The following is a 21,731-nucleotide window of genomic DNA, read 5'->3' as shown; positions in this document are numbered from 1 at the left end:
AAGTCTGTTGAAGTCGGGGGTGAGTCACTCCGAAGGGGGGAGCGAGCGGGTCATCGGCCTGTCTTCGCTCGGGGGATTCACCCGAAACTGCCGCCTCCCGGCGCCCTCCCGAGTCCCGCAGCAGCGGCGCGGGCGCCCGGTCCCTGCGCCCCGACTTCTCGCACTCCACCACCGAACCGTCGGCCATCGCCGCCGACAGAATCGACGGAATCCGTGTCCTCCACCCGCTCCGCCACGGCCTCAGCGCCGCCGGCAGGCTCCCTCTTCCGCCGCGTCGCGGCCCTCGCTGTGGCGGTCGCCGTCGGCGCCGGTCTCGCCGTCGCCGGCTCGACCCCCGCCCAGGCCGACACCGCCGGGCGCTACCTCGTGACCGTGGACTCGAAGTCGGTCTCGCAGCAGCTCGTCACCGCCCTCGGTGTCAGCGACCTCATCACCTACGAGGGCGGCACCGCCGGCTTCACGGCGACCCTGACCTCTCGCCAGCAGGCAGCCCTCGAGGCCGACCCGCGCGTGCTGGCCGTCGCACCCGCCGACGTCGTGTTCGAGGGCCAGGCGCAGGTCGTCCCCTCGCACGTGCTCGCGACCGAGGCCGACAAGGCGCCCGTCCGCGCCGGTGACGGAGTGACGAACTACAACGGCCCCGCCGTGGCGGTCATCGACTCGGGTGTGAACCCGAACAGCAACTACGACCTCCGCGAGCAGGTCAACTGCTACGGCTCCGGAGACGCGAGCGACACGAACGGGCACGGCACGGCCGTCTCGGGCTACATGGCCGCCATCGACGACGCCAACGGCACGGTCGGCATCGCCCCCGGTGCGCCGATCTACTCGGTCCGCGTGCTCGACGACAAGAACAAGGGAACCGCCGAGGGCATCGTCTGCGCCCTCGACTGGGTCTCGAACAACGCGGCCTCGAAGAACATCAAGGTCGTCAACATGTCGCTCGCCACGACGGGCAGCGACGACGGCAACTGCGGTCGCTCGAACAACGACGTCATCCACCAGATGGTCTGCGAGCTCGAGGCCAAGGGCGTCACGATCGTCAGCTCGGCCGGCAACACGACGGGCGGCAAGGACTTGGCCGCGGCCATCCCCGCCGCCTACGACGAGGTCCTGACGGCGACCAACATCGCCAACTACGACGGCAAGCCCGGCGGACTCGCCGCCGCGCCGTGCGCCGGAGTCGACACCGCCGACGACACCACCGCGGGCAAGAGCAACTTCGCCGTGTCGGCCGCCGACCGTGCCCACACGGTCGCCGCCCCCGGCGTCTGCCCGTACACCACCAAGCTCGGCGGCTCGCTGGCCTACGTCCAGTCCGGCACCAGCATGTCGGCCGCCGCGGTGAGCGGCGTCGTCCTCGACTGCCTCAGCTCCGGCGGGTCCTGCGTCGGCAAGAGCCCCGCGCAGGTCCGCGCGCAGATCGTCGCGCAGGCCAAGTCCGCCACCGAGCGCGGCCGCACCTTCAAGGGCGACCCGACCAACCCGATCAGCGGCCGCTACTTCGGCTACGCCGTGAGCACGGTCCCGACGGACGCCACGCCGCCGACGACGCCCCCGACGACGCCGCCCACGACGCCGCCGACCACTCCTCCCACGACGCCCCCGACCACGGACACGCAGAAGCCCACGGTCTCGATCACCTCGCCCGCCACGGGAACGACGGTCGCCGGTTCGTTCCGGCTCGTCGCCTCCGCGAGCGACAACGTGGGAGTGACCGCCGTCGCCTTCTACGCCGGCACGACCAAGCTCGGCAACGGCACGCAGCAGGCCGACGGCTCGTGGGCGCTCTCGACGAGCACCGCCGGGTACCCCTTCGGCACCTACGCGGTGACCGCCAGGGCCCAGGACGCGGCGGGCAACACGGCCACCAGTGCCGCGATCTCGCTGCGCGTCGCCGCCAGCTCGACGCCCGCGCCGACCTCGAGCCCCACGGCATCGCCGACGGCGTCGCCGACCGCGAGCCCGACCTCCGGACCGACGGACACGGAGAAGCCGACCGCTCGCATCACCTCGCCCTCCTCGGGCACTACCGTCGCCGGATCCATCCGGCTCGTGGCCACGGTGAGTGACAACGTCGGAGTGACCTCCGTCGTCTTCTACGCGGGCACCACCAAGCTCGGCAACGGTGTGGCGCAGTCGAACGGGACCTGGGCGCTCTCGGCGAGCTCGGCCGCCTACCCGAACGGCACCTACGCGATCACCGCTCGGGCGCAGGACAAGGCCGGGAACGTGGGCGTCAGCCCCGCGGTCTCGCTTCGCGTCGCGAACTGAGTCGGTGTTCTCCTAAGACAGTGTTCTCCTAAGACAGAAGGAAGGGGAGCAGGAGGGCGTGCCGTGTGCACACCCTCCTGCTCCCCTTCTTTCTGTCTCGCAGACCCTATTCAAGGTGGGCGCGGTGGGCCGGCGTGCTGAAGAGGGTGGGTCTCGGGACGCCGCCGGCGGCGGCTGATCGACCAGCGGGACGCCGGGTGGACAGGGTCGCCTTCGCTCGGTGGTTCCGGAGCGCACGTCCCCCTTCGGGGGTCACTCGAATGCGGGGGGATGGGAAGAGGATGAGGCATGGTCCGTCTGCGCTCCGATTCCAGCCGTGTCGTCCAGTACTCCCGCTTCGGCGGGGCGGACGTGCTCGAGATCGCGGAGGTCGAGCGACCGAGGCCCGGCCGGGGCGAGGTGCTCGTCGAGGTCCTGTCGGCCGGCGTGAACCACATGGAGGCGTTCATCCGCCAGGGCCTGTTCGATTCCGACCACTCCGCCGCGTTCCCCATGCGGCAGGGGACCGACCTCGCAGGCCGGGTCGTCGCCCTCGGTGAGGACGTCCGAGACCTGAAGCTGAACAGCGAGGTCGTCGGGCACGCGCTCGTCGGCTCCCACGCGACCCACGTCGTCGTGCCCCGCGAGAACCTCGTTCTCAAGCCCGCCTCCGTCAGCTGGGAGGTGGGCGGCGCGCTGTTCCTCGCGGGCGTCACCGCCTGGCGCGCCCTCGAGGCGACGCGGGTGCGCGAGGGCGACACGGTCGTCGTGTCGGCGGCCGCAGGAGGCGTGGGGAGCCTCGAGATCCAGCTCGCGAAGCTCCGCGGCGCGACGGTGCTCGGCACCTGCGGCGAGCGCAACTTCGACTACCTCCGCCAGCTCGGCGTGAAGCCGATCGTCTACGGCGACGGGATCGCCGACCGCATCCGCGCCGCGGCTCCGAACGGCGTGAGCGTGTTCCTCGACAACTTCGGCGGCGACAACGCGGCGCTGGCCGAGGAGCTCGGCATCGAGTCCGGCCGCTTCCACTCGAGCGACGACCGCAAGGAGATCGAGCTGCGGGCCGTCTGGCCCGACGCCGAGACCGCCCGGCGCGACACGGAGATCCTCGGTGAGCTGGTCGCGCTGGTCGGCGCGCAGAAGCTGCGGGTGCTCGTCTCGGGCTTCTACCCCTTCGACCACATCGAGGACGCCTTCGACGACCTCGAGAAGCGGCACTCGCGCGGCAAGATCGTGATCGGCATGAACCCGGTCGACTCCGCCCGGGTGACGAAGGCGCGCGACGTGCACGAGTCCCGGGCGTAGCGACCCCGAGGCGCCTGCGCGCCGCCAGAATGGTCCCCGAGGCGCGGTGCGCCGGGGAGGGGTGCCGCCGTGGAGGAGCCTGTCGTCGCGATCATCTGGATCGTCTCGTTCGTCGTCGTGACCGTCATCGTGACGGGTCTCTCGGGGCGCGTGGGCTGGTCGGCTCCGGTCGCGCTGGTTCTCGTCGGCGCGCTGGTCTCGTTCGTGCCGGGGATCCCCGAGGTGGTGGTCGAGCCCGACGTGGTGCTCTACGGGATCCTGCCGCCGCTGCTCTACGCGGCGGCGATCCGCACCTCCGTGCTCGATGTCCGGGCCCGCGGCGACAGCATCCTGCTGCTCTCGGTGGGGCTCGTGGTGTTCACGGTGCTGGTCGTCGGCGCGGTGGCGTGGGCCATCGTCCCGGCGATCTCGATCGCCGCAGCCCTCGCCTTCGGGGCGATCGTGGCGCCGACGGACGCGGTGGCGGTGACGGCGATCGCGGGGCGCCTCCGCCTGCCCCGGCGCATGCTCACCGTGCTCGAGGGCGAGAGCCTGCTCAACGACGCGACGGCGCTGGTCGCGCTGAACGCCTCCCTGCTCGCGATCGTGAGCACCGTCACTCCGGGCGGCATCGCGCTCGACTTCGTGCTCGCCGTGGTGGTCGGCGCGGGAGTCGGCGTCCTCGTCGCCGTGGTGCTCGGCTTCGTGCGCAAGCAGGTGCAGTCGTCGGTGCTCGACACGAGCGTCTCGCTGGTGACGCCCTACGTCGCGTTCATCCCGGCGCAGCTGCTGCACGGGTCGGGGGTGCTCGCGGTGGTCGTCGCGGGGCTGTTCCTGGGCTTCCGCTCACCGGTGATCCAGTCGGCGCAGGCGCGCATCGCGGAGTCGCTGAACTGGCGCACGATCCAGTTCCTGCTCGAGAACGCGGTGTTCCTCTTCATCGGGCTGAGCCTCGCCTCGGTCGTCGAGGCCACCGCCGACTCGGGCATCGGGGTGTGGGAGACGGTGGGGATCAGCGCGGCGATCCTCACGGCCCTGATCGGCAGCCGGGTGCTCTGGATGATCATGACCACCGTGCTGTTCCGGCACGGGCCGCGGAGGCTGCAGCAGCGCGGCTGGACCTGGCCGACCGCGATCGGCGTCTCGTTCGCGGGGATCCGCGGAGTGGTGACGCTCGCGGCGGCGTTCCTGCTGCCCGCGGAGACCCCGCAGCGCGCGTTCCTGCAGTTCCTTGCGTTCGTCGTCGTGGCGGGGACGCTCGTGGAGGGGCTCGCACTGCCGCGCCTGGTCCGCGCGCTCGAGCTGCCGCCGCCGAACGAGATGCAGGAGCACATCGAGAAGCAGATGCTGCTCGCCGAGGCGCAGACCGCCGGTCTCGCGCGCCTCGACCAAGAGCCGCAGGACGGCGTCGAGGAGCGGGTGCTCGACCGGCTGCGGCGGAACGCGACCTTCCTCGCGGACGCGCTCGAGAACCCTCCGGCCGACGGCGAGCCGCTCACCCGCTCGTACAACCGGCTGCGGCGCGTGATGATCGAGGCCGAGCGCGAGGCGGTGCTGAAGGCCCGCGCGGAGGGGCGCTACCAGGAGCCCGCGGTGGTCAGCGCGCTGGCGTTCCTGGACGTGGAGGAGGAGGCGCTGGCGGTCGGGCGGCAGTAGCCGCGACGCTGGCCCGTCGGAGCAGAATCCTATAGGATCGAGGGTGTTCGGCCGGAGGGCCGGACGACTCGATGATGAGGAGCACCGCGCGCATGACCCGACTGTGGAACGAACCGGCCGACTTCGCCGACGACATGGTGGACGGCTTCGTCCGCGCCAACGGCCGCTGGGTCCGCAAGGTCGTCGGAGGCGTCTCGCGCTCCACCCGCTCCGAGCAGCCAGAGGTCGCCGTGGTCATCGGAGGCGGCTCCGGCCACTACCCCGCGTTCGCCGGTCTCGTCGGCCCCGGCCTCGCGCACGGCGCCGCGATGGGCAACCTCTTTGCCTCGCCGTCGGCGCACCAGGTCGAGGGCGTGATCCGCGCGAGCGAGCAGGGCCGCGGCGTGCTGCTCAGCTACGGCAACTACGCCGGCGACGTGCTGCACTTCACCGCCGCACAGGACGTGGTGCGCGCCGAGGGCATCGACTGCCGCACCGTCACCGTCACCGACGACATCTTCAGCGCGCCGCCCGCCGAGGCGCACAAGCGCCGGGGGATCGCCGGCGACCTCACCGTGTTCAAGGTCGCGGGGGCCGCGGCCGCCGCCGGCTACGACATCGACGGGGTCGAGCGGGTCGCGGTGGCCACCAACGACCGCACCCGCTCGCTCGGCGTCGCCTTCACGGGCTGCACGCTGCCGGGCGCGGAGGAGCCGCTCTTCACCGTTCCCGAGGGGCGGATGGCCGTCGGCCTCGGGATCCACGGCGAGCCGGGCATCGACGAGGTCGACATCCCGAGTGCGGCCGAGCTGGGCGAGCTGTTCGTCACCCACCTGCTCGCCGACGCCGAGATCCCCGAGGGCGTCTCCATCGACGGCGCACGCGTCGTGCCGATCCTGAACGGGCTCGGCTCGGTGAAGAGCGAGGAGCTCTTCGTCGTCTACAGCACCATCGCCGACCTCCTCGAGGCGCGCGGCGTGACCCTGGTCGACCCGCAGGTGGGCGAGTTCTGCACGAGCTTCGACATGGCCGGCGTCTCGCTCACCCTCTTCTGGGTCGACGACGAGCTCGAGACCCTGTGGACGGCTCCGAGCGATACCCCGGCCTACCGCACGGGCTCGGTCGACGGCGGCGCGCTCGTCACGGTCGCCGCCTCCAGCGACGAGGTCGCGGAGGAGGAGCTCGCCGAGTCGAGCGAGGAGTCGCGCTCCGCCGCGGTCGTGCTGGCCTCGGCGCTCGCCGCCGTACGCGAGGTGATCGACGCGAACGCCGACGAGCTCGGGCGCCTCGACTCGATCGCCGGCGACGGCGACCACGGCATCGGCATGAAGCGCGGGGCCAGGGCCGCCGCCGAGGAGGCCGCCGCCGTCCTCGAGCGCGGTGCGGGCGCGCAGTCGCTCCTGGCCCGAGCGGGCGACGCGTGGTCGGACCGCGCGGGCGGAACCTCCGGAGCGCTCTGGGGCGTGATCCTGAACAAGCTCGGCGGCGCGCTCGGTGACGACCGCGCCGTGACCGCGCAGGACGTGAGCGCCGGCGCGACAGCCGCCTCCGATGCGGTGCGCGAGTACGGCAAGGCGACGATCGGCGACAAGACGATGGTCGACGCGCTCGTGCCGTTCGTGAACACGCTGGCCGAGCGCGTGTCGGCGGGCGATGCGCTCGCCTCCGCCTGGACCACTGCCGCCGGTAGTGCCCGCGTGGCCGCCGACGCCACCTCCGACCTCATGCCCGGCCTCGGGAGGGCGCGCTCGCACGGCGAGAAGTCGCTCGGCACCCCCGACCCCGGAGCGATCTCGTTCGCGCTGATCGTCGAGACGATCGCCGCGCTGCTGACCGACACCACCGCCTCGACGAAGGAGACCCCGTGAGCACCACCTGGAGGATCGTCATCGGATCCGACGACGCCGGCTACGACTACAAGGAGATCCTCAAGCGCGATCTCGAGGCCGACGACCGCGTCGTCTCGGTGGTCGACGTCGGAGTCGACGCCGACGGGCACACCGCCTACCCGACGGTCGCGACGACCGCGGGCGAGATGGTGGCGCGGGGCGACGCCGACCGGGCACTGCTGATCTGCGGCACGGGCCTCGGAGTCGCTATCGCGGCGAACAAGGTGCCGGGCATCCGCGCGGTGACGGCGCACGACGGCTTCTCGGTCGAGCGCAGCGTGCTCTCGAACGACGCGCAGGTGCTCTGCATGGGCCAGCGCGTGGTCGGCATCGAGCTCGCGCGCCGCAACGTGCGCGAGTGGCTCGGCTACGTGTTCGACACGTCGAGCGCGTCGGCCGGGAAGGTCGCCGAGATCGTCGCGTACGAGAAGGCCTGACCGGCTCAGGGACGGGCGCCCGCGACTGCGTATGCTGGCGTCCTCCCCTGTGACCCCCGACTCCGCGAGGCTGTGATGACCGACGCCGTGTTCCGCCTCACCGGTGCGGAGTCGATCGAGCGCCGGGGCCTGCGCGACCACGTCTACGACCGGGTGCTCGACGTCCTGCTCGGCTCCGACATCGAACCGGGCATGCGCCTGTCGATCGATGCCGTGGCGCGCGAGCTCGGCGTCTCGCCGACCCCCGTGCGCGAGGCGCTCGTGCAGCTCGAGCGCACCGGCCTCGTCACCCGCGTGGCCAACAAGGGCTACCGGGTCGCGCCTCCGCTCGCCGACGACCAGCTCGACGCGCTCTTCGACGCGCGGCTGGTGCTCGAGGGTGGAGCGGCCGCTCTCGCTTCGGTCCACGAAGCGGCGCTCGTGCCGCGGTTGCAGGAGGCGCTCGCCGAGCACGAGGCGATGACCGTCGTCGTGCGGGCCGCCTCCTCGTCCGGCGAGCTGCCCCTCGCGCTGCTGCGCGAGTACTTCGCGGTCGACTGGAACTTCCACCACCTGATCTTCGAGGGGACGCACAATCCGTTCCTGATCGACATGTCGGACGCGATCTCGACGCGGGTGCACCGCATGCGCCAGACGGTGCAGACCGGCGTGAGCGACGCCGACGAGGCGGTGCTCGAGCACCGGGCGATCGTCGACGCGTTCGCGGCGGGCCCGGAGGCGGCGGCCGCGGCCATGCGCTCGCACATCGAGCGCGTCCGCGAGCGCTCGCGCCGCGACTCCGTGCGCTGAGCGCCGCACTGACCGACCTTCGGCTCGCGGAATCGGGTCGGGCTCGCAGGAATCGGTGGTTTTCGCGAGCCGAACGGGTTTCTGCGAGCCGGGGGTGTGGCCCGGCGCGCACGACGAAGGCCCGGCCGCAGGATGCGACCGGGCCTTCGGGTGTCAACGGGTCAGTGACCGGCCTGCACGCTCGTCGTCTCGAGGAGTTCGTCGGCCTTGGAGCCTCGGAAGAACTTGGTGCTGAACATCATCCCGGCCGCGAGGAACGCGAAGACGCCGAGGGAGACGATTCCCCAGACCCCGCTGTCGGTCGGAGCGGCCTCGTTGAAGCCGTTGCGCATCAGCGGGGCGACGAAGCCGCCCAGGTTGCCCAGCGAGTTGATGAGGCCGATGCCGGCGGCGGCCGCGGCTCCGGTGAGGAAGGCGGTCGGGTAGGCCCAGGTGATCGGTCCGACCGAGAGGAAGCTCGCCACCGCGAGGGTGATGAACAGCAGGCCGAGGATCGGCTGCTCCGTCGCTCCCGCCCACGCCGACCCGAAGATCGACAGGCCCGTGAAGATGTAGAACATCGCGCCCCAGGAGCGGCGGCGGCGGATCGTGTTGGCGTGCTGGCCCACGTAGTAGCAGGCGAACAGTCCCACCAGCCACGGGATGGCCGAGACGAGTCCGACCTGGAAGCCGACGTCCTGGCCGATCAGGTTGGCGACCTGCTGCGGGAGGTAGAAGGTCGTGCCGTAGACCGCGATCTGGAGGCAGAAGTAGATGATCGTGAAGTACCAGACCTTCCAGCTCGCCATCGCGCGCCAGATGCCGGTCGGCCCGTCGGCCTGACGGACGGTGTCCTCGCGCTCCATCGCCGCCGTCAAGGAGTCCTTCTCGCCCTGCGTCAGCCATTTCGCCTTCTGCGGATGGTTGGTCAGGAACTTCAGCGCCGCGAAGCCGGCGATCACCGCGAGCACGCCCTCGGTGAAGAACATCACCTGCCACCCCTCCCAGGGAGTGATCTGGTTGCCGATGCTGATCAGGCCGCCGCTGAGGGGTGCGCCGAGCATCTGCGAGAACGGCTGCGCCAGGTAGAAGATCGCGAACATCTGCACACGGACCTTGTTCGGGAACCACTCCGACAGGAACATGATCACGCCCGGGAACAGCCCGGCCTCGGTCACGCCCAGGAGGAAGCGCAGGATGATGAACATCGTGTCGCCGGTCGTGAAGGCGAAGCAGGCCGCGACGATGCCCCAGGTCACCGCGATGCGGGCGAGCCAGAAGCGGGCGCCGAAGCGCTTCAGGAGCAGGTTGCTCGGGATCTCGAAGATCGCGTAGCCGATGAAGAAGATGCCGGCGCCGAGCGCGAACGCTCCGTCCGAGATGCCACGGTCGACCGAGAGCGCCTCCTCCGCGAAGCCGACGTTGGTGCGGTCGAGGAACGCGACGAAGTAGAGGATGACGAGCATCGGCATGAGATGCCGGGACGCCTTGGAGATGGCGGATTTCAATGCGGGATCACGGGTGGATCCGAGGGCCGCGGACGGCGAAGGGGTGGACAAGGCACTCTCCTTTGAGGGTTGACCAGTGTGTGTTGGCGAGCGGTGGTGCGGAGGGAGGGAGGCGGCGCGAGACCCGGAGGGTCAGGAGCCCAGCGCGGGCAGGATCTGCGCCGCGCCGATGCCGACGAGGAGGACTCCGACGCCGAGGAAGATGAAGCGGCCGATCGACCACGTTCCGACGAGCTTGCTCATGAGGTTTCCGATCAGGGTCAATGCATGTAGAGGCCGCCGTCGACGTTCAGGGTCTGACCCGTCACGAAGCCGGAGTCCTCGCTGATGAGGTACGCGATGGCCGCCGCGATGTCGCGCGGCGTGCCGATGCGGGGGAGGACGCCGTCGGCGGCCATGGCCGTCTTGCGCTCCTCGGTGAGGGTGCCGCCCATGATGTCGGTGTCGATCGGGCCGGGGGAGATCGCGTTGACCGTGATCCCCTGGTGGCCGAGTTCGCGGGCGACGCTGCGGGTGAAGCCGATGACTCCGGCCTTCGCTGCGGAGTAGGCGGTCTTGCTGAAGGTTCCGCCGCCGCGCTGGGCGGAGACGGAGGAGAGGCTGACGACGCGGCCGACTCCGCGGGTCACCATCGACTCGACCGCGCGGCGCGTGGTGAAGTGCACGCCGTTGAGGTTGACGTCGATGACGCGCTGCCACTCCTCGGGGGTGACCTCGAGGTACGAGACGGGCGAGGCGATCCCGGCGAGGTTGACGAGGGCGACGACCGGAGGAAGAGCCGCCTCGAGGGTGTCGAACGCGGCGCGGACCTGGGCGTCGTCGGCGACGTTCGCGCCGGCGCCGGCGGCCTGGACGCCGTGCTGCTCGGCGATCTCGGCGGCGACCTCCTCGGCGGCCTCGGCCTGGAGGTCGATGATGCCGACGTTCCAGCCCTGCTCGGCGAGGTGGTGGGCGGAGTAGCGGCCGATGCCGCGGGGCGAGGCGGCGCCGGTGAGGACGACGGTGCGGGACTCGGGGAACATGGGTGCCTTTCTGACGACGGTGTCGGGAGGTGTTCTGCGGGTCAGGCGATCGGGGCGGGGCCCAGCTCGTCCATCAGCTTCTTGATCGCGACGTAGGCCTTGTTGCGGTAGGCGATCAGCTCGGCGGTGCGCTCGGCGGGCACGTCGAGGTAGCCGGCGCCCGACTTGGTGCCGAACTTGCCGGCGTCGACCAGAGCGGCGAGCGACTCCGGGGTCGCGAAGCGCTCGGGCCAGCGGGTCTGCAGCGAGGCGTAGCAGAACGCGTAGACGTCGAGCCCGGCCATGTCGGCGATCGCGAACGGGCCGAAGACCGGGAGGCGGAAGCCGAAGGTGGTGCGGACGATCGTGTCGATGTCCTCGGGGGTCGCGATGCCCTCCTCGACGATCTGGGTCGCCTCGTGGAACAGCGCGTACTGCAGGCGGTTGAGCACGAAGCCGGTGGAGTCCTTGACCCGCGCGGTCTCCTTGCCGGTCGCCGCGACGATCTCCTCGGCCAGCGCGATCGCGCTCTCGGAGGTGCCCTCGTGCGGGATCAGCTCGACGCCGGGGATGAACGGCGCCGGGTTCGAGAAGTGCACGCCGAGGAAGCGCTCGGGGTTCGTGACCGCCTCGGCGAGCGAGCCGATCAAAATGGTCGAGGTGTTCGATCCGATGACGGCGTCGGCGCGAGCCGCGGCGCTGATGCGGCGCAGGGTCTCGTGCTTGATCTCGATCTTCTCGGGCACCGCCTCCTCGATGAAGTCGGCGTCCGCGACGGCCTCCTCGATCGACGGGGCGGGCGAGAGGTTCTGCCGGATGCGCTCCACCGCGTCCGACGGGAACAGGCCGTCGGAGACGAACTGAGCGGTCTCGGTGAGGAGGCGCTCGTAGTTGCTGCGGGCGATCTCCTCCGAGATGTCGGCGATGACGACGGTGGCGCCGGAGAGCGCGAGGACCTGGGCCATCCCGCCCCCCATGTAGCCGGAGCCGACGACGGCGATTCTGCGTGCAGTCATGATGGTGCTTCCTTACTTCGAGGTCCGGGCCGCGCGAGGCAGCAGCGAGCGGATGTAGGTCTGGTTGGTGCCGCACATGCCGAGGCTGTCGCCGCCGTAGTGCTCGGCGAGGAGGATGCCGCGGAAGCCGCCCTCGACGGCGTCGCGCAGGACCTGGCGGTAGTTGATGAGACCGGCCTCCATGGTGGAGGGGACCGAGGTCGCCCACGATCCGTCGGCCGACTCGTCGCGGGTGTAGTTCTTCACGTGCATGTAGTTGGCGTAGGGGAGCGTCTTGGCGAACAGCTCGCGCCAGTCCTCGACGGGGCGGTGCAGACGGATGAGGTTCGCGACGTCGGGGTTGAGGCCGACGTTGTCGAGACCCACCTCCTCGACGAAACGGACGGCGCTGTCGGCGGTGCCGAGGTAGGTGTCCTCGTAGAGCTCGAGCGCGAGGGGCAGGCCGACGTCGGCGGCGTGCTTGCCGAGCTCGCGGATGCGGCTGACGGCCGCGTTCCAGACGTCGGGGTCGTCGGGGTCCTTCGGGCCCTCGGCTGTCCAGAACCACAGCGCGCGCTTCTGCGCGGCGCTGAACGGCTGGTGCAGGCCCGTCGAGAAGACCTGCATGCCCCACTCGGCCGCCGCGTCGATGGTGCGGTGCGCGTAGGCGAGGTTCTTCTCCTCGTGCCCGGGCATGATCACGCTCTGGCGCTGCAGGTGCACCGAGGGGATGCCGATGCCGTGCGACTTCGCGATGCTGAGGAACTCGTCGCGCCGCGAGGGCTCGAGGTCGGCCGGGCGGACGTGGCTGTCGGCGAGCTCGGCGAGCGTGAAGCCGACCTGCTCGACCTGGGCGAACATGTCGTCCCAGACCTCGGGGGCCGCGTCGTGCAGCGCGACGCCGTCACGGCCGACCGGCGGGATGCCGTGCAGGCAGGTGGCGATCGGCCAGGTCTCGGCCGTCCAGGTGTCGGGGTTCCAGTCGACGTCGTCCCAGGTCTGGGCTCCGCGTGTGACTTCGGTCATCGGTGCTCCCTTGCACTCTGTGCGGCCCGCGTTGGTCGCACAAAAGATCCTATAGGAAATAGAGTGCGGGAATACGGCGACGAGCGCAAGGGGCAGTGGACATGCCGATGGCGGGGACCCTCGGAGGGATCCCCGCCATCGGCGGTGGTGCGACTGGCTACTTCAGAGTCGAGCGGACCGCCGCGCGAGCCTGGTCGAGGGCGGACCGCAGGGCGGCGACGCTCTCGGGAGTGACTCCGCCGCGCGAGACCGCGGTGCGGAGCTCGGCGCGCAGCTCGTCGCGGAACTCGGTGAGGAGCACCTCCGCGTCGCGCAGGGCGAGCCGGGAGGCGGTGCGGGCGTCGGCCGTCGCGGGCGCCTCCTTGCTCTCGCTCGCCTCGGGGGCGCTCTCGTCCTGCGCGCGCGGCTCCTCGGTCGAGTGCTCGGGCTTCCGCGGTGATCCGAACGGCTCGCGGGCGTCGCGGGCAGCGCTCGCCAGGTCGGCGCGCAGGCTCTTCATGGCCTCCGCGACACCGAGGCGCACTTCGTCGGCGAGCCGGCGCACGGAGTCGGTCAGCTCGTCCTCGATGTCGCCGAGGTCGGTCGCGCGGTTCTCCAGTTCGGCGCGGCCCGCGTCGGTGATGGAGTAGACGGTCTTGCGGCCGTCGGCCTCCTTCGTGACGAGGCCCTCCTCCTCGAGCTTCGCGAGGCGCGGGTAGACCGTGCCGGCGCTCGGTGCGTAGGTGCCGCCGAAGCGCTCGCTGAGCGCCTGGATGAGCTCGTAGCCGTGCTTGGGGGACTCGGCGAGGAGGCTGAGCAGGTAGAGGCGCAGGCGTCCGTGCGCGAACACGGGGCTCACAGCACGCCTCCGTCGGTGGGGCGGGAGCCGGCGTCGGGCGATCCCCAGCCGGCGTGCTCGTCGACCGGAGCCGGAGGGGCGACGCGGCGGACCACGGTGACGTCTCCCGAGACCGAGTTGGCGGCGATGTCGATCCACTGCGAGTCGAGCGAGCCGGTGGTCGAGGTGTAGCCGCGGCCGAAGGTGCCGCGGACGACGGCGCCGTCGAGCTGGAGCGTGCCCGAGACGGTGTTGATGCGGTAGCGGGCGCCGAGGCTCTCGTCGATCCGCACGGTGAGGTCTCCGCTGACGGTGTTGGCCTGGATCTGGTCGGGGGTGCCCTCGGCGTCGACGAAGACGCTGCCCGAGACCCCGTCGACGGAGAAGCGGGTGAGGTCGCCGGCGGCGGTCACGTCGCCCGAGACGGTGTGCGCGGTGACGCGACCGGTGTGGCTGCGGACCGAGAGCTCGCCGTGCACCGTGTTCACCTCGATGTCGCCGTGCAGGCCGTCGAGGACGATGTCGCCGCCGACGGTCGAGACGCGCGCATCGCTGTGCAGGCCCGAGACGAGGCCGTCGGCCGAGACGGTGTCGAACTTCAGCTCGACGCCGCGGGGCACGAGGAGGCTGACGTCGGCGCGGTCGCCGCGGCGGCCGAGGCCCTTCACGACGTCGACGATGGTGTCCCAGCGCAGCTGGATGTGGTCGATCTCGAGACGGTCGCCGTCCATCGAGATCTTCAGCGCGCGGCCGTTTACGCTGTGCACCTCGACGCGAGCCGTCGGCTCGTCGTGAGCGATGACGTCGATCTGACCTCCGACCAGGGCGATCTTGACCGACCGGACGACGTCGAGGTCGACGACCTTCGATTCGCCCGCCTGCACGAGCCATTTCTCGAGCGACATGGTGCTCCTCCTCCTGCGCCCGGGTGGGCTGCTGACACGCGATATAACGCGAGTTGATGAGAGACACGATATATCGCGTCTGCGCGCTCGGCAACAGCGGCTCAGCTGTTCATCAGCGACGGCCTTGACCTTGACGCAGCGTCAACGCCTACCGTCGGAGCCACCGCGAGAGAGGAGGGGCCGTGCGCGACTGGCCCATCACCGAGGTCGCCCGCCTGGCGGGGACGACCAGCAGGACCCTGCGCCACTACGGGGCCGAGGGGCTGCTCGAACCGAGCCGGGTGGCGGCGAACGGCTACCGCTACTACGACGCCGAGGCGCTCGTGCGGCTGCAGCGCATCCTCCTGCTGCGCGATCTGGGGCTCGGGCTGCCGGCGATCGCCGGGATCCTCCGTCGCGAGACCGTTGCGGCCGAGGCGCTCGAACGGCACCTCGATCGGCTCGAGGAGGAGGGCGAGCTGCTGCAGAGGCGGATCGCCGCGGTGCGCAGGACGATCACGACGATGAGAGAAGGGGAGGAGCTCATGGCGGACGACATGTTCGACGGCTTCGAGCACACGCAGTACGAGGACGAGGTCGTCGAGCGCTGGGGCTCGGCCGCGTACGCGGACGGCGACCGGTGGTGGCGCTCGATGAGCGCGGCCGAGAAGGAGGAGTGGCAGCGCTCGCAGAAGCAGCTCGCCGACGACTGGGCGGCCGCCGCGCAGGCGGGGGCGGATCCTGCCGGTTCCGAGGCGCAGGCGCTGGCCGAGCGGCACCGCCGCTGGCTGGGCACGGTCCCGGGAACCCCGCGGGACGCCTCCGGAGTGCCGACCGATGAGTATCTGCTCGGGCTCGGCGAGATGTACGTCGCCGACGAGCGCTTCGCGGCGCAGTACGGAGGCGCGGCCGGCGCCGCCCTCGTGCGCGACGCCCTGCGGATCCTGGTCGAGGGCAGGGGCTGACCCGCGGCAGGGGCTGACCCGCGGCGGGGCCTCTGCTAGACCGGGACGATGGACCCCGTCGCGGCACTGCAGGAGATCGCCACGCTGCTCGAGCAGGAGCGCGCCTCGAAGTACCGTGCGAAGGCGTTCCGCACGGCGATCGCCGTGCTGGAGTCGATGCCCGACGACCAGCGCGACGACCTCGCAGCGGTGCGGCGGGCCGCAGGCATCGGCGACACCACCTTCACGGTGATCAGCCAGGCGCGCGAGGGGCGGGTGCCCGACTACCTCGCTGAGCTGCGCGGGACCGCCTCGCTGCCGGTGAGCGCCCTGCGGAGCCGCCTGCGCGGTGACCTCCACAGCCACAGCGAGTGGTCGGACGGCGCGACTCCGGTCGCCGCGATGGTCGAGGCCGCCCGGGCGCTCGGCCACGAGTACCTGGCGCTCACCGATCACTCCCCGCGCCTGCGCGTTGCGCACGGGCTGAGCGCCGAGCGGCTCGAGGAGCAGCTGGAGCACCTGGCGACTCTCGAGACCGGGCCGCTCCGCCTGCTCAGCGGCATCGAGGTCGACGTGCTCGACGACGGCTCGCTCGACCAGGCCGACGAGCTGCTCGAGCGCCTGGACGTCGTGGTCGCGAGCGCCCACTCCGCCCTGCGGATGCCGAGCCGCGAGATGACGGCGCGGCTGGTCGGGGCCGCCTCGGATCCGAGGACGAACGTGCTCGGTCACGTCACGGGCCGGCTCGTCAGCGGCGAGCGGGGCACGCGCCCGCCGTCGACGTTCGATGCCGCCGCGGTCTTCCGCGCCTGCGCCGACCACTCCACCGCGGTCGAGATCAATGCGCGACCCGAGCGCGAGGATCCGCCGGACGAGCTGATCGCCCTCGCGATCGAGGCGGGCTGCCTCTTCTCGATCGACAGCGACGCCCACGCGCCGGGGCAGCTGGCGCTCCTCGACTACGGAGCCGAGCGCGCCGAGCGGCTCGGCGTGCCCGAGGAGCGGATCGTCACGACCTGGCCGGTCGAGAGGCTGCTGGAGTGGACGCGCGCGTGACCTGCATCCGTGCCGTCTGCGTGGTATCCCTTGACAGGGACCGCTAGCGCGGGTTCTGTTCCGGCGCAAGTGGCGAAATCCCAGGCCGTCTCTTGGCAGTCTCAGGGTGGCCGGAATCCGCCTTCGGCCCGCTCCTTGTGTACCGACGAGATCCAGGTGAACCGTGGCCGTGCAGACCGTTCTCGATGCCGTGCGCAGCGCACCGACCCTCCTCGAGGCGATCCGCGCCGCCGATGAGCTGACCATCGCCGCCGTGAGCGACGGCGGCGGGCGCGCGGTCCGGCTGCTCCTGCGCGCCGCACTCGACCCCTCCGACCAGCTCACCGCCATCGCCGCGGTGCACTCGCTCGCGCAGGTCTTCGATGAGGAGGCGGACCTCGCACTCCTGGCGCTCCTCGCCGATGACCGTGCCTTCCTCCGCGAGCACGCCGCGTGGGCCTTCGGCGGCCGCCTGCCGCGCCCCACCGCCATCGGACCCCTGCTCCGGATGCTCCGCGAGGGAGGCTTCGCGGGCATGCTCGCGCAGCGCACCCTCCTCCTGTGGGCGCCGTCGACCCCCGATCTCCTCGCGCTCGCGCTCGAGGGCGCGCTGATCGGTGAGCGCGACTTCGAGGTGCGCGCGCGCTACGCCGAGACGCTCGGGCTGGTGCCCGGCGCGATCGCCGAGCGCGCCCTCCTGCACCTCGCTGCCGACGACGAGGAGTGCTTCGAGGTGCGCATGGCCGCCGCGGACGCGCTGGGCGAGCGCCGGTCGGACGACGCGGCGCTGCTGCTCGCGCGCCTGGCCGACGACGCGGGTCAGCTCGGCGCGGTCGCGCGCCTCGCGCTCGCCGATCGCGCTCCCGTCCCGGCCTCCGCGGCCGGACCGACCGTCGCGCAGCTCTTCGTGCACGCCGACATCGACGGCACGCTCACCCGGGTCGGCGCCGGCGACAACGGCGGCATCGCGACGCTGCTCGTCCGCCTGGGCGACGCTCTCGGCGAGGAGGGCGTCTCGCGCGTGCTCACCCTCTCGCGGGGCACCCCGGTCGAGGCGGAGCGGGCGCTCGCCGACCTGCCTGTCTCGGGCCACGGCTTCGCGCCGGTGCCGTTCGTCGGGCTGCCGGTGCCGATGCCGCAGGCGTGGCCGCGCCGCGTCGCCGCCGAGCGCGGGATCCGGCGCATCCTCCGTGCCGCCGGTCGCGTGGACGTGCTGCACCTGCGCATGGCGGACGTCGGCTCGCTCGCGGCCGCGGCGGTCGCCCGGGAGCTCGAGATCCCCACTGTCTTCACCGTCGCTCCCGACCCGCACGCCCTGATCGCCGGGCTGGACGCCTCCGGAGCGCTCTCGCGCGCCGACTTCGGCGATCGCGACGCCGTCGAGCACTTCTGGTTCCGGGTGCGGCTCGTGCAGCGACTCGCCGCCGACGCAGCGCACACGGTGCTGTTCCCGCGCGCCGACCTCCAGTCGAGCATGCGCGAGCTGATCGGCATCGACATCACCGCCCATCCCGAGCGCCACACGATCGTCCCGGAGGGGATCGACGTGCGGCTGGTCGAGCGCGGCGAGGAGGCGGCCCGGATCGCGGCCGCCGGTGGAACCGTGGCCGCTGACGCGCGGGACGACCTCGCCTCGCTCGACCTGCTGCTCGCCGAGCTGCCGGAGGAGCGGCGCGGTCTGCCGCTGCTGCTCAGTGTCGGTCGCCTGCACCGGGTCAAGGGCATGGCGACCCTCGCCGAGGCCTGGGCGGGTGACCCCTCGCTGCGCGAGCGCGCCAACCTCCTCCTGGTGGGAGGAGACCTCGGCACCCCGAGCCCCGACGAGCGGGAGCAGCTCGACCGCATCGGCGCCGTCTCGTCGGACGGACTCCTGCTGGCCGGTCACCGGCCGAACGGCACGGTCGCGCGCTGGCTCGGCGCGGTGCGCCACGGCCGCCCGGGACTCGCGGCGCCCGGCGGCGCCTACGTCTGCGCGAGCGTCAAGGAGGAGTTCGGCATCGCGCTCCTGGAGGCGCTGGCCGCGGGACTCGTCGTCGTCGCGCCGGCCACGGGCGGCCCGGTCACCTACGTCGAGGAGGGCGTCACCGGCTTCCTGATCGACACGACCGATGCCGGCGCGCTCGCCCACGCGGTCGGCGACGCCCTTGACCTGGCCGACGGACCACTCGGCGCGGACGCCTCGACTCGCGGTCGCGCGATGGTCGCGGAGCGGTACACGATCCAGGCCATGGCCCGCGCACTGACGGGCGTCTACGCTCGCGCGACCGCCGATCAGGAGCGCCCGTTCCCCTCGGGTCTCGTGCTGGGTGCGTCGTGACCCTCCTGATCGTCAGCCCCGACTACGCGTCGCACCTGCTCCCGCTCGCCACGCTCGGCACCGCGTGGCGCGACCGGGGCGAGCGCGTCGTGGTGGCGACGGGTGAGGCGACCCGCGCCATCGTCGACGGCTTCGGCTTCGGCTTCGAGCACATCCCGCTCCGGCTCGGTCGAGGCTCGAACGCGGGCACGATCCGGGCCGAGGAGCAGGCGCCCGACGAGGGGGAGTCGCTCCGCGGCTTCTTCGACGCGACCCGCCTCGGCATGGTGCCGACGCTGACCTACCAGGCCCGCGAGCGCCTGACCGATCTGCTCTGGGACCCGGCCGGCGTCTCCGCGCGCCTGCGCGAGATCCTCGACCAGGTGCAGCCCGACGCGATCGTCGTCGACCACCTCGCCTTCACTGCGCGCGTCGCGCTGCGCGCCCTCGGGGTGCCGTACGGCGACGTGGTGCTCGGTCACCCGAGCGCGCTGACCGTGCCGGGCGAGGTCTACGGCTTCCCCCCGGTCTGGCCCGACGCCTTCGCGCCCGCGCCCGACGAGTCGGCGGCGCTGCGCGAGCTCTGCGAGCGGGTCCGCGACTCCTTCACCGCGGAGTGGAACGCGGCGCTGAGCGCGCTCGACCCGACCGCGCAGCCCAGCACCGACGCCTTCGCCGAGTCGGGCGACGTGCTGCTGCTGAACTACCCACGCGAGCTGCACGACCCGGCCCGCACCGCGCAGCTGCCGCCGCACGCGTTCCTCGGCTCGGCCGTGCGCTCGGAGGAGCGCGACGACGAGGTCGAGGAGTGGCTCGCCGGCTCCGACGATCCGATCGTCTACGTGAGCTTCGGCAGCTTCCTCTCGGTGCGCGACGACGTGCTCGCCCGGGTCGTCGCGGGGCTCGCCGGCGTCGAGGTCGACGGCCGCCCGGTGCGCGTCGCGCTCGCCTCCGGAGCCACGCCGCGCTCGGCGCTCGGCGACGTCCCGTCCGGCTGGCTGGTCCGCGGGTTCCTGCCTCAGGTCACCCTGCTCGGCCGCGCCGCACTGGCCGTCACACACGGCGGCAACAACAGCGTCACGGAGTCGATGACCGCCGGGGTCCCGCTGGTCGTGCTGCCCTTCTCGACCGACCAGTTCGCGGGAGCCGCTGCCCTCGAGGACGCGGGCGTCGCCGAGGTCCTCGACCCGAACGCCGCCTCCGCCACCGAGCTCGCGGACGCCGCGCGCCGGATGCTGGCGCTGGACGGCGAGTCCCGCGAGTGCCTCGCGGAGCTGTCAGCCGAGCTGCGTGACGCCCCCGGGCCCGAGCGCGCCTTCGCGGCCCTGTCGGGCGCGATCGCCCGCCGCTAGCCTGGCGCGATGGGACCCCTGCGCGCCGAGACCGACGTCGAGCGCGCCCGCTGGGTGCTCGACTCCCTCGGGCGCTTCGGCACGATCGACGGCATCGTGCCGCCCGTGTTCGAGGCGGCGGTGCGGATCCTGCATCCCGCCGACCATCGCGAGGACCGGCCGGTCCGGTGGCGCGAGGTCGCCGAGCACGCGGGGACGGTGCTGCACTCGCTCGCTCAGTGGGACGACCTCGTCGGCGACCACCCGGACGACTACAGCGCTCCGAGCACCGGCGAGCTCCCGCTCGACGAGCTGGCCGCGATCGCGGGGGTGCTCGCGCGCTGCACCGCGACTCCGGAGGACTGCCTCGCCGCCTTCTGGGAGGGCTTCGGGGTGCTGACCGGCAGCACGACCATCCTGCTCTCGCGCTCCGGCGGCGGAGCCGAGGAGCCCGCCTGGATGTCGGACACCCGCCCGACCGGGTGGGAGCACCCCGAGATCGCCGCGGCCGAGTACCTCTCGCTGCCGGGCCGCGACTGCCTGCTCTTCTCGCTCGACGTGCGCGCGATGACCGACACGGCCTGGGCACGCGACTCCGGTTTCGCGGACGCCTCCGGGATGACCGTGCAGACTCCGATCGCCCTCTGGCCCGAGGACCGGGCCTGGTATCTGGCGAGCGAGATCGACTTCGACTCGACCGTGGTCGGCGGCTCGCGGGAGCTGATCGACGCGCTCCTGGCGCTCGCCGCCGAGGGGATGATCGAGGCGCTCCCGCTGCCTGCCGATGCGGACCTCTCGAGCACCGGCGACCGCATCAATCGGCGACCGCGATGAGCGAGGACGACGAGCGCTGGCTCGTGATCAACGGGCGCCGGTGGCGGCGGACCGACCCGAGCCTCCCCGGCGACCTCGTCGAGGCGCTGACCTCGCACCTCGGCCGCGGGCGGTCGGGCGTGCGGGCGGCCAGGGGCGATCCGGAGGCCGTGGCCGCCGCTCGCACGCGCGTCGGCCTCGCGAAGCACGGCCTCGGCGAGCGCGGCCCCGAGTGGTGGGACGAGCCCGAGGCCGACCGGCTCGAGCGGGCCCGCGCGGCGCTGCGCGACCTCGACGCGCTCGACGCCTAGTTCGTCCCCGTCCACCAGAGGGCGGTGGAACGGCCGTCGCCGTTGCCGTACAGGACGAGGTTGCCGTCGCTCTGCATCGCGAGCGTGGTGCTGTTCCAGCGGTTGCCCGCGGAGGTGTTCGAGGCCCACAGGGCTCCGCCGCCGCCGTAGACGACCAGGTTGCTGTCGCCCTGGAGCGAGATCTTCTGCGCCCCTCTGCCCGAGGTCCCGCTGTTCCATGTCGCGGTCGAGCTCCGGTAGACGACGAAGTTGCCATCGGACTGGTGGACGGCCTTGTAGCGCCCGTTGACCAGGCAGAGGTTGCCGTTGGCGAAGTCGCGGCTCGACACCGATGCCGAGGCCGTGGAGCGCCCGGCCGAGCAGGAGATCGTGTCGGCTGCGGCGGAGGGAGCGATCGTCCCGCCGAGCAACGCCGCGGCCAGCAGCGCCACGCCGAGTCGAGCGGTCCTCCCGAGTCGAGCGGTGTTCTTCGTCATCGTCCGTGTCCTTCGCCGTGGTCGCGTG

General features: G+C 72.1%; 19 protein-coding genes. 12 read left to right on the top strand and 7 right to left on the bottom strand.

The genetic code is table 11. From position 1 onward, the window contains the following. Positions 1–213 precede the first annotated feature (213 nt). From ASG06_RS20305 to ASG06_RS16915, 6 genes are all read left to right on the top strand, one after another. Positions 214–2,274: an Ig-like domain-containing protein gene (locus ASG06_RS20305; RefSeq protein WP_056044773.1), complete on the top strand. Its 2,061-nt coding sequence runs from the start codon at positions 214–216 to the stop codon at positions 2,272–2,274. A gap of 288 nt (positions 2,275–2,562) precedes the next feature. Further along, positions 2,563–3,558 (top strand): NADP-dependent oxidoreductase, encoded by a 996-nt coding sequence (locus ASG06_RS16935; RefSeq protein ID WP_056044772.1) that lies wholly within the window; start codon positions 2,563–2,565, stop codon positions 3,556–3,558. 69 nt (positions 3,559–3,627) lie between these two features. After that, positions 3,628–5,193 carry a cation:proton antiporter gene (locus ASG06_RS16930; protein ID WP_056044770.1) on the top strand — a complete coding sequence of 522 codons (1,566 nt, stop codon included), beginning with the start codon at positions 3,628–3,630 and terminating at the stop codon, positions 5,191–5,193. A 92-nt stretch (positions 5,194–5,285) separates the two neighbouring features. Further along, on the top strand, positions 5,286–7,040 hold the full coding sequence (locus ASG06_RS16925) for a dihydroxyacetone kinase family protein (protein ID WP_056044897.1): 1,755 nt from the start codon (positions 5,286–5,288) through the stop codon (positions 7,038–7,040). Further along, a complete protein-coding gene (locus tag ASG06_RS16920) occupies positions 7,037–7,498 on the top strand; it encodes a ribose-5-phosphate isomerase (RefSeq protein WP_056044768.1) in 462 nt (153 codons plus the stop codon). Before ASG06_RS16925 ends, ASG06_RS16920 begins: the two co-directional genes overlap by 4 nt. Before the next feature lie 75 nt (positions 7,499–7,573). Then, on the top strand, positions 7,574–8,287 hold the full coding sequence (locus ASG06_RS16915; RefSeq protein WP_056044766.1) for a GntR family transcriptional regulator: 714 nt from the start codon (positions 7,574–7,576) through the stop codon (positions 8,285–8,287). Between the two features lie 161 nt (positions 8,288–8,448). On the opposite strand, the gene ASG06_RS16910 is transcribed toward ASG06_RS16915, so the two are convergent. The 6 genes from ASG06_RS16910 to ASG06_RS16885 all read right to left on the bottom strand — a co-directional run bounded on the left by ASG06_RS16910 (position 8,449) and on the right by ASG06_RS16885 (position 14,518). Beyond that, positions 8,449–9,738: an MFS transporter gene (locus ASG06_RS16910; RefSeq protein WP_156466029.1), complete on the bottom strand. Its 1,290-nt coding sequence runs from the start codon at positions 9,736–9,738 to the stop codon at positions 8,449–8,451. Positions 9,739–10,034: 296 nt separating this feature from the next. Then, complete coding sequence (locus tag ASG06_RS16905; RefSeq protein ID WP_056044762.1) at positions 10,035–10,796, bottom strand: SDR family NAD(P)-dependent oxidoreductase; 762 nt, start codon at positions 10,794–10,796, stop codon at positions 10,035–10,037. A 41-nt stretch (positions 10,797–10,837) separates the two neighbouring features. Next, positions 10,838–11,791, bottom strand: a complete 954-nt coding sequence (locus tag ASG06_RS16900) for a 3-hydroxyacyl-CoA dehydrogenase family protein (protein WP_056044759.1) — start codon at positions 11,789–11,791, stop codon at positions 10,838–10,840. 12 nt (positions 11,792–11,803) lie between these two features. Next, entirely contained in the window at positions 11,804–12,796 is a 993-nt protein-coding gene (locus ASG06_RS16895; RefSeq protein WP_056044757.1) for a sugar phosphate isomerase/epimerase family protein, read from the bottom strand. Positions 12,797–12,953: 157 nt separating this feature from the next. Next, positions 12,954–13,634: a PadR family transcriptional regulator gene (locus ASG06_RS16890; protein WP_056044755.1), complete on the bottom strand. Its 681-nt coding sequence runs from the start codon at positions 13,632–13,634 to the stop codon at positions 12,954–12,956. After that, a complete protein-coding gene (locus tag ASG06_RS16885; protein WP_056044754.1) occupies positions 13,631–14,518 on the bottom strand; it encodes a hypothetical protein in 888 nt (295 codons plus the stop codon). The genes ASG06_RS16890 and ASG06_RS16885 overlap by 4 nt, the downstream gene beginning before the upstream one ends. Before the next feature lie 182 nt (positions 14,519–14,700). Here ASG06_RS16885 and ASG06_RS16880 point away from each other — a divergent pair, with 182 nt between their 5' ends. The 6 genes from ASG06_RS16880 (at position 14,701) to ASG06_RS16855 (ending at position 21,227) form a co-directional block, all read left to right on the top strand. Beyond that, complete coding sequence (locus tag ASG06_RS16880) at positions 14,701–15,462, top strand: MerR family transcriptional regulator (protein ID WP_056044751.1); 762 nt, start codon at positions 14,701–14,703, stop codon at positions 15,460–15,462. Between the two features lie 48 nt (positions 15,463–15,510). Further along, a complete protein-coding gene (locus ASG06_RS16875; protein ID WP_056044750.1) occupies positions 15,511–16,497 on the top strand; it encodes a PHP domain-containing protein in 987 nt (328 codons plus the stop codon). Positions 16,498–16,660: 163 nt separating this feature from the next. Next, entirely contained in the window at positions 16,661–18,793 is a 2,133-nt protein-coding gene (locus ASG06_RS16870) for a glycosyltransferase (protein ID WP_056044748.1), read from the top strand. Continuing rightward, the gene (locus tag ASG06_RS16865; RefSeq protein WP_056044746.1) at positions 18,790–20,124 is read left to right on the top strand and encodes a glycosyltransferase; all 1,335 of its coding nucleotides are present in this window, start codon (positions 18,790–18,792) and stop codon (positions 20,122–20,124) included. Before ASG06_RS16870 ends, ASG06_RS16865 begins: the two co-directional genes overlap by 4 nt. 9 nt (positions 20,125–20,133) lie before the next feature. Continuing rightward, on the top strand, positions 20,134–20,937 hold the full coding sequence (locus ASG06_RS16860) for a hypothetical protein (RefSeq protein WP_056044743.1): 804 nt from the start codon (positions 20,134–20,136) through the stop codon (positions 20,935–20,937). Beyond that, a complete protein-coding gene (locus ASG06_RS16855; RefSeq protein ID WP_056044741.1) occupies positions 20,934–21,227 on the top strand; it encodes a hypothetical protein in 294 nt (97 codons plus the stop codon). Before ASG06_RS16860 ends, ASG06_RS16855 begins: the two co-directional genes overlap by 4 nt. Here the strand turns inward: ASG06_RS16855 and ASG06_RS16850 are convergent. Continuing rightward, positions 21,224–21,703 carry a hypothetical protein gene (locus ASG06_RS16850; RefSeq protein ID WP_056044739.1) on the bottom strand — a complete coding sequence of 160 codons (480 nt, stop codon included), beginning with the start codon at positions 21,701–21,703 and terminating at the stop codon, positions 21,224–21,226. The two genes, ASG06_RS16855 and ASG06_RS16850, sit on opposite strands and share 4 nt — an antisense overlap. Positions 21,704–21,731: the final 28 nt, after the last annotated feature.

This window comes from Rathayibacter sp. Leaf185, from assembly GCF_001423885.1.
Taxonomy (GTDB): domain Bacteria; phylum Actinomycetota; class Actinomycetes; order Actinomycetales; family Microbacteriaceae; genus Rathayibacter.
This window is presented reverse-complemented; position numbering and strand designations above follow the sequence as displayed.

Excerpts from the sequence above, each read along its gene's own strand:
- ASG06_RS16935 (WP_056044772.1), top strand. The coding sequence starts at position 2,563 with ATGGTCCGTCTGCGCTCCGATTCCAGCCGTGTCGTCCAGTACTCCCGC.
- ASG06_RS16925 (WP_056044897.1), top strand. The coding sequence starts at position 5,286 with ATGACCCGACTGTGGAACGAACCGGCCGACTTCGCCGACGACATGGTG.
- ASG06_RS16915 (WP_056044766.1), top strand. The coding sequence starts at position 7,574 with ATGACCGACGCCGTGTTCCGCCTCACCGGTGCGGAGTCGATCGAGCGC.
- ASG06_RS16910 (WP_156466029.1), bottom strand. The coding sequence starts at position 9,738 with ATGCCGATGCTCGTCATCCTCTACTTCGTCGCGTTCCTCGACCGCACC.
- ASG06_RS16905 (WP_056044762.1), bottom strand. The coding sequence starts at position 10,796 with ATGTTCCCCGAGTCCCGCACCGTCGTCCTCACCGGCGCCGCCTCGCCC.
- ASG06_RS16900 (WP_056044759.1), bottom strand. The coding sequence starts at position 11,791 with ATGACTGCACGCAGAATCGCCGTCGTCGGCTCCGGCTACATGGGGGGC.
- ASG06_RS16895 (WP_056044757.1), bottom strand. The coding sequence starts at position 12,796 with ATGACCGAAGTCACACGCGGAGCCCAGACCTGGGACGACGTCGACTGG.
- ASG06_RS16885 (WP_056044754.1), bottom strand. The coding sequence starts at position 14,518 with ATGTCGCTCGAGAAATGGCTCGTGCAGGCGGGCGAATCGAAGGTCGTC.
- ASG06_RS16875 (WP_056044750.1), top strand. The coding sequence starts at position 15,511 with ATGGACCCCGTCGCGGCACTGCAGGAGATCGCCACGCTGCTCGAGCAG.
- ASG06_RS16860 (WP_056044743.1), top strand. The coding sequence starts at position 20,134 with ATGGGACCCCTGCGCGCCGAGACCGACGTCGAGCGCGCCCGCTGGGTG.
- ASG06_RS16855 (WP_056044741.1), top strand. The coding sequence starts at position 20,934 with ATGAGCGAGGACGACGAGCGCTGGCTCGTGATCAACGGGCGCCGGTGG.
- ASG06_RS16850 (WP_056044739.1), bottom strand. The coding sequence starts at position 21,703 with ATGACGAAGAACACCGCTCGACTCGGGAGGACCGCTCGACTCGGCGTG.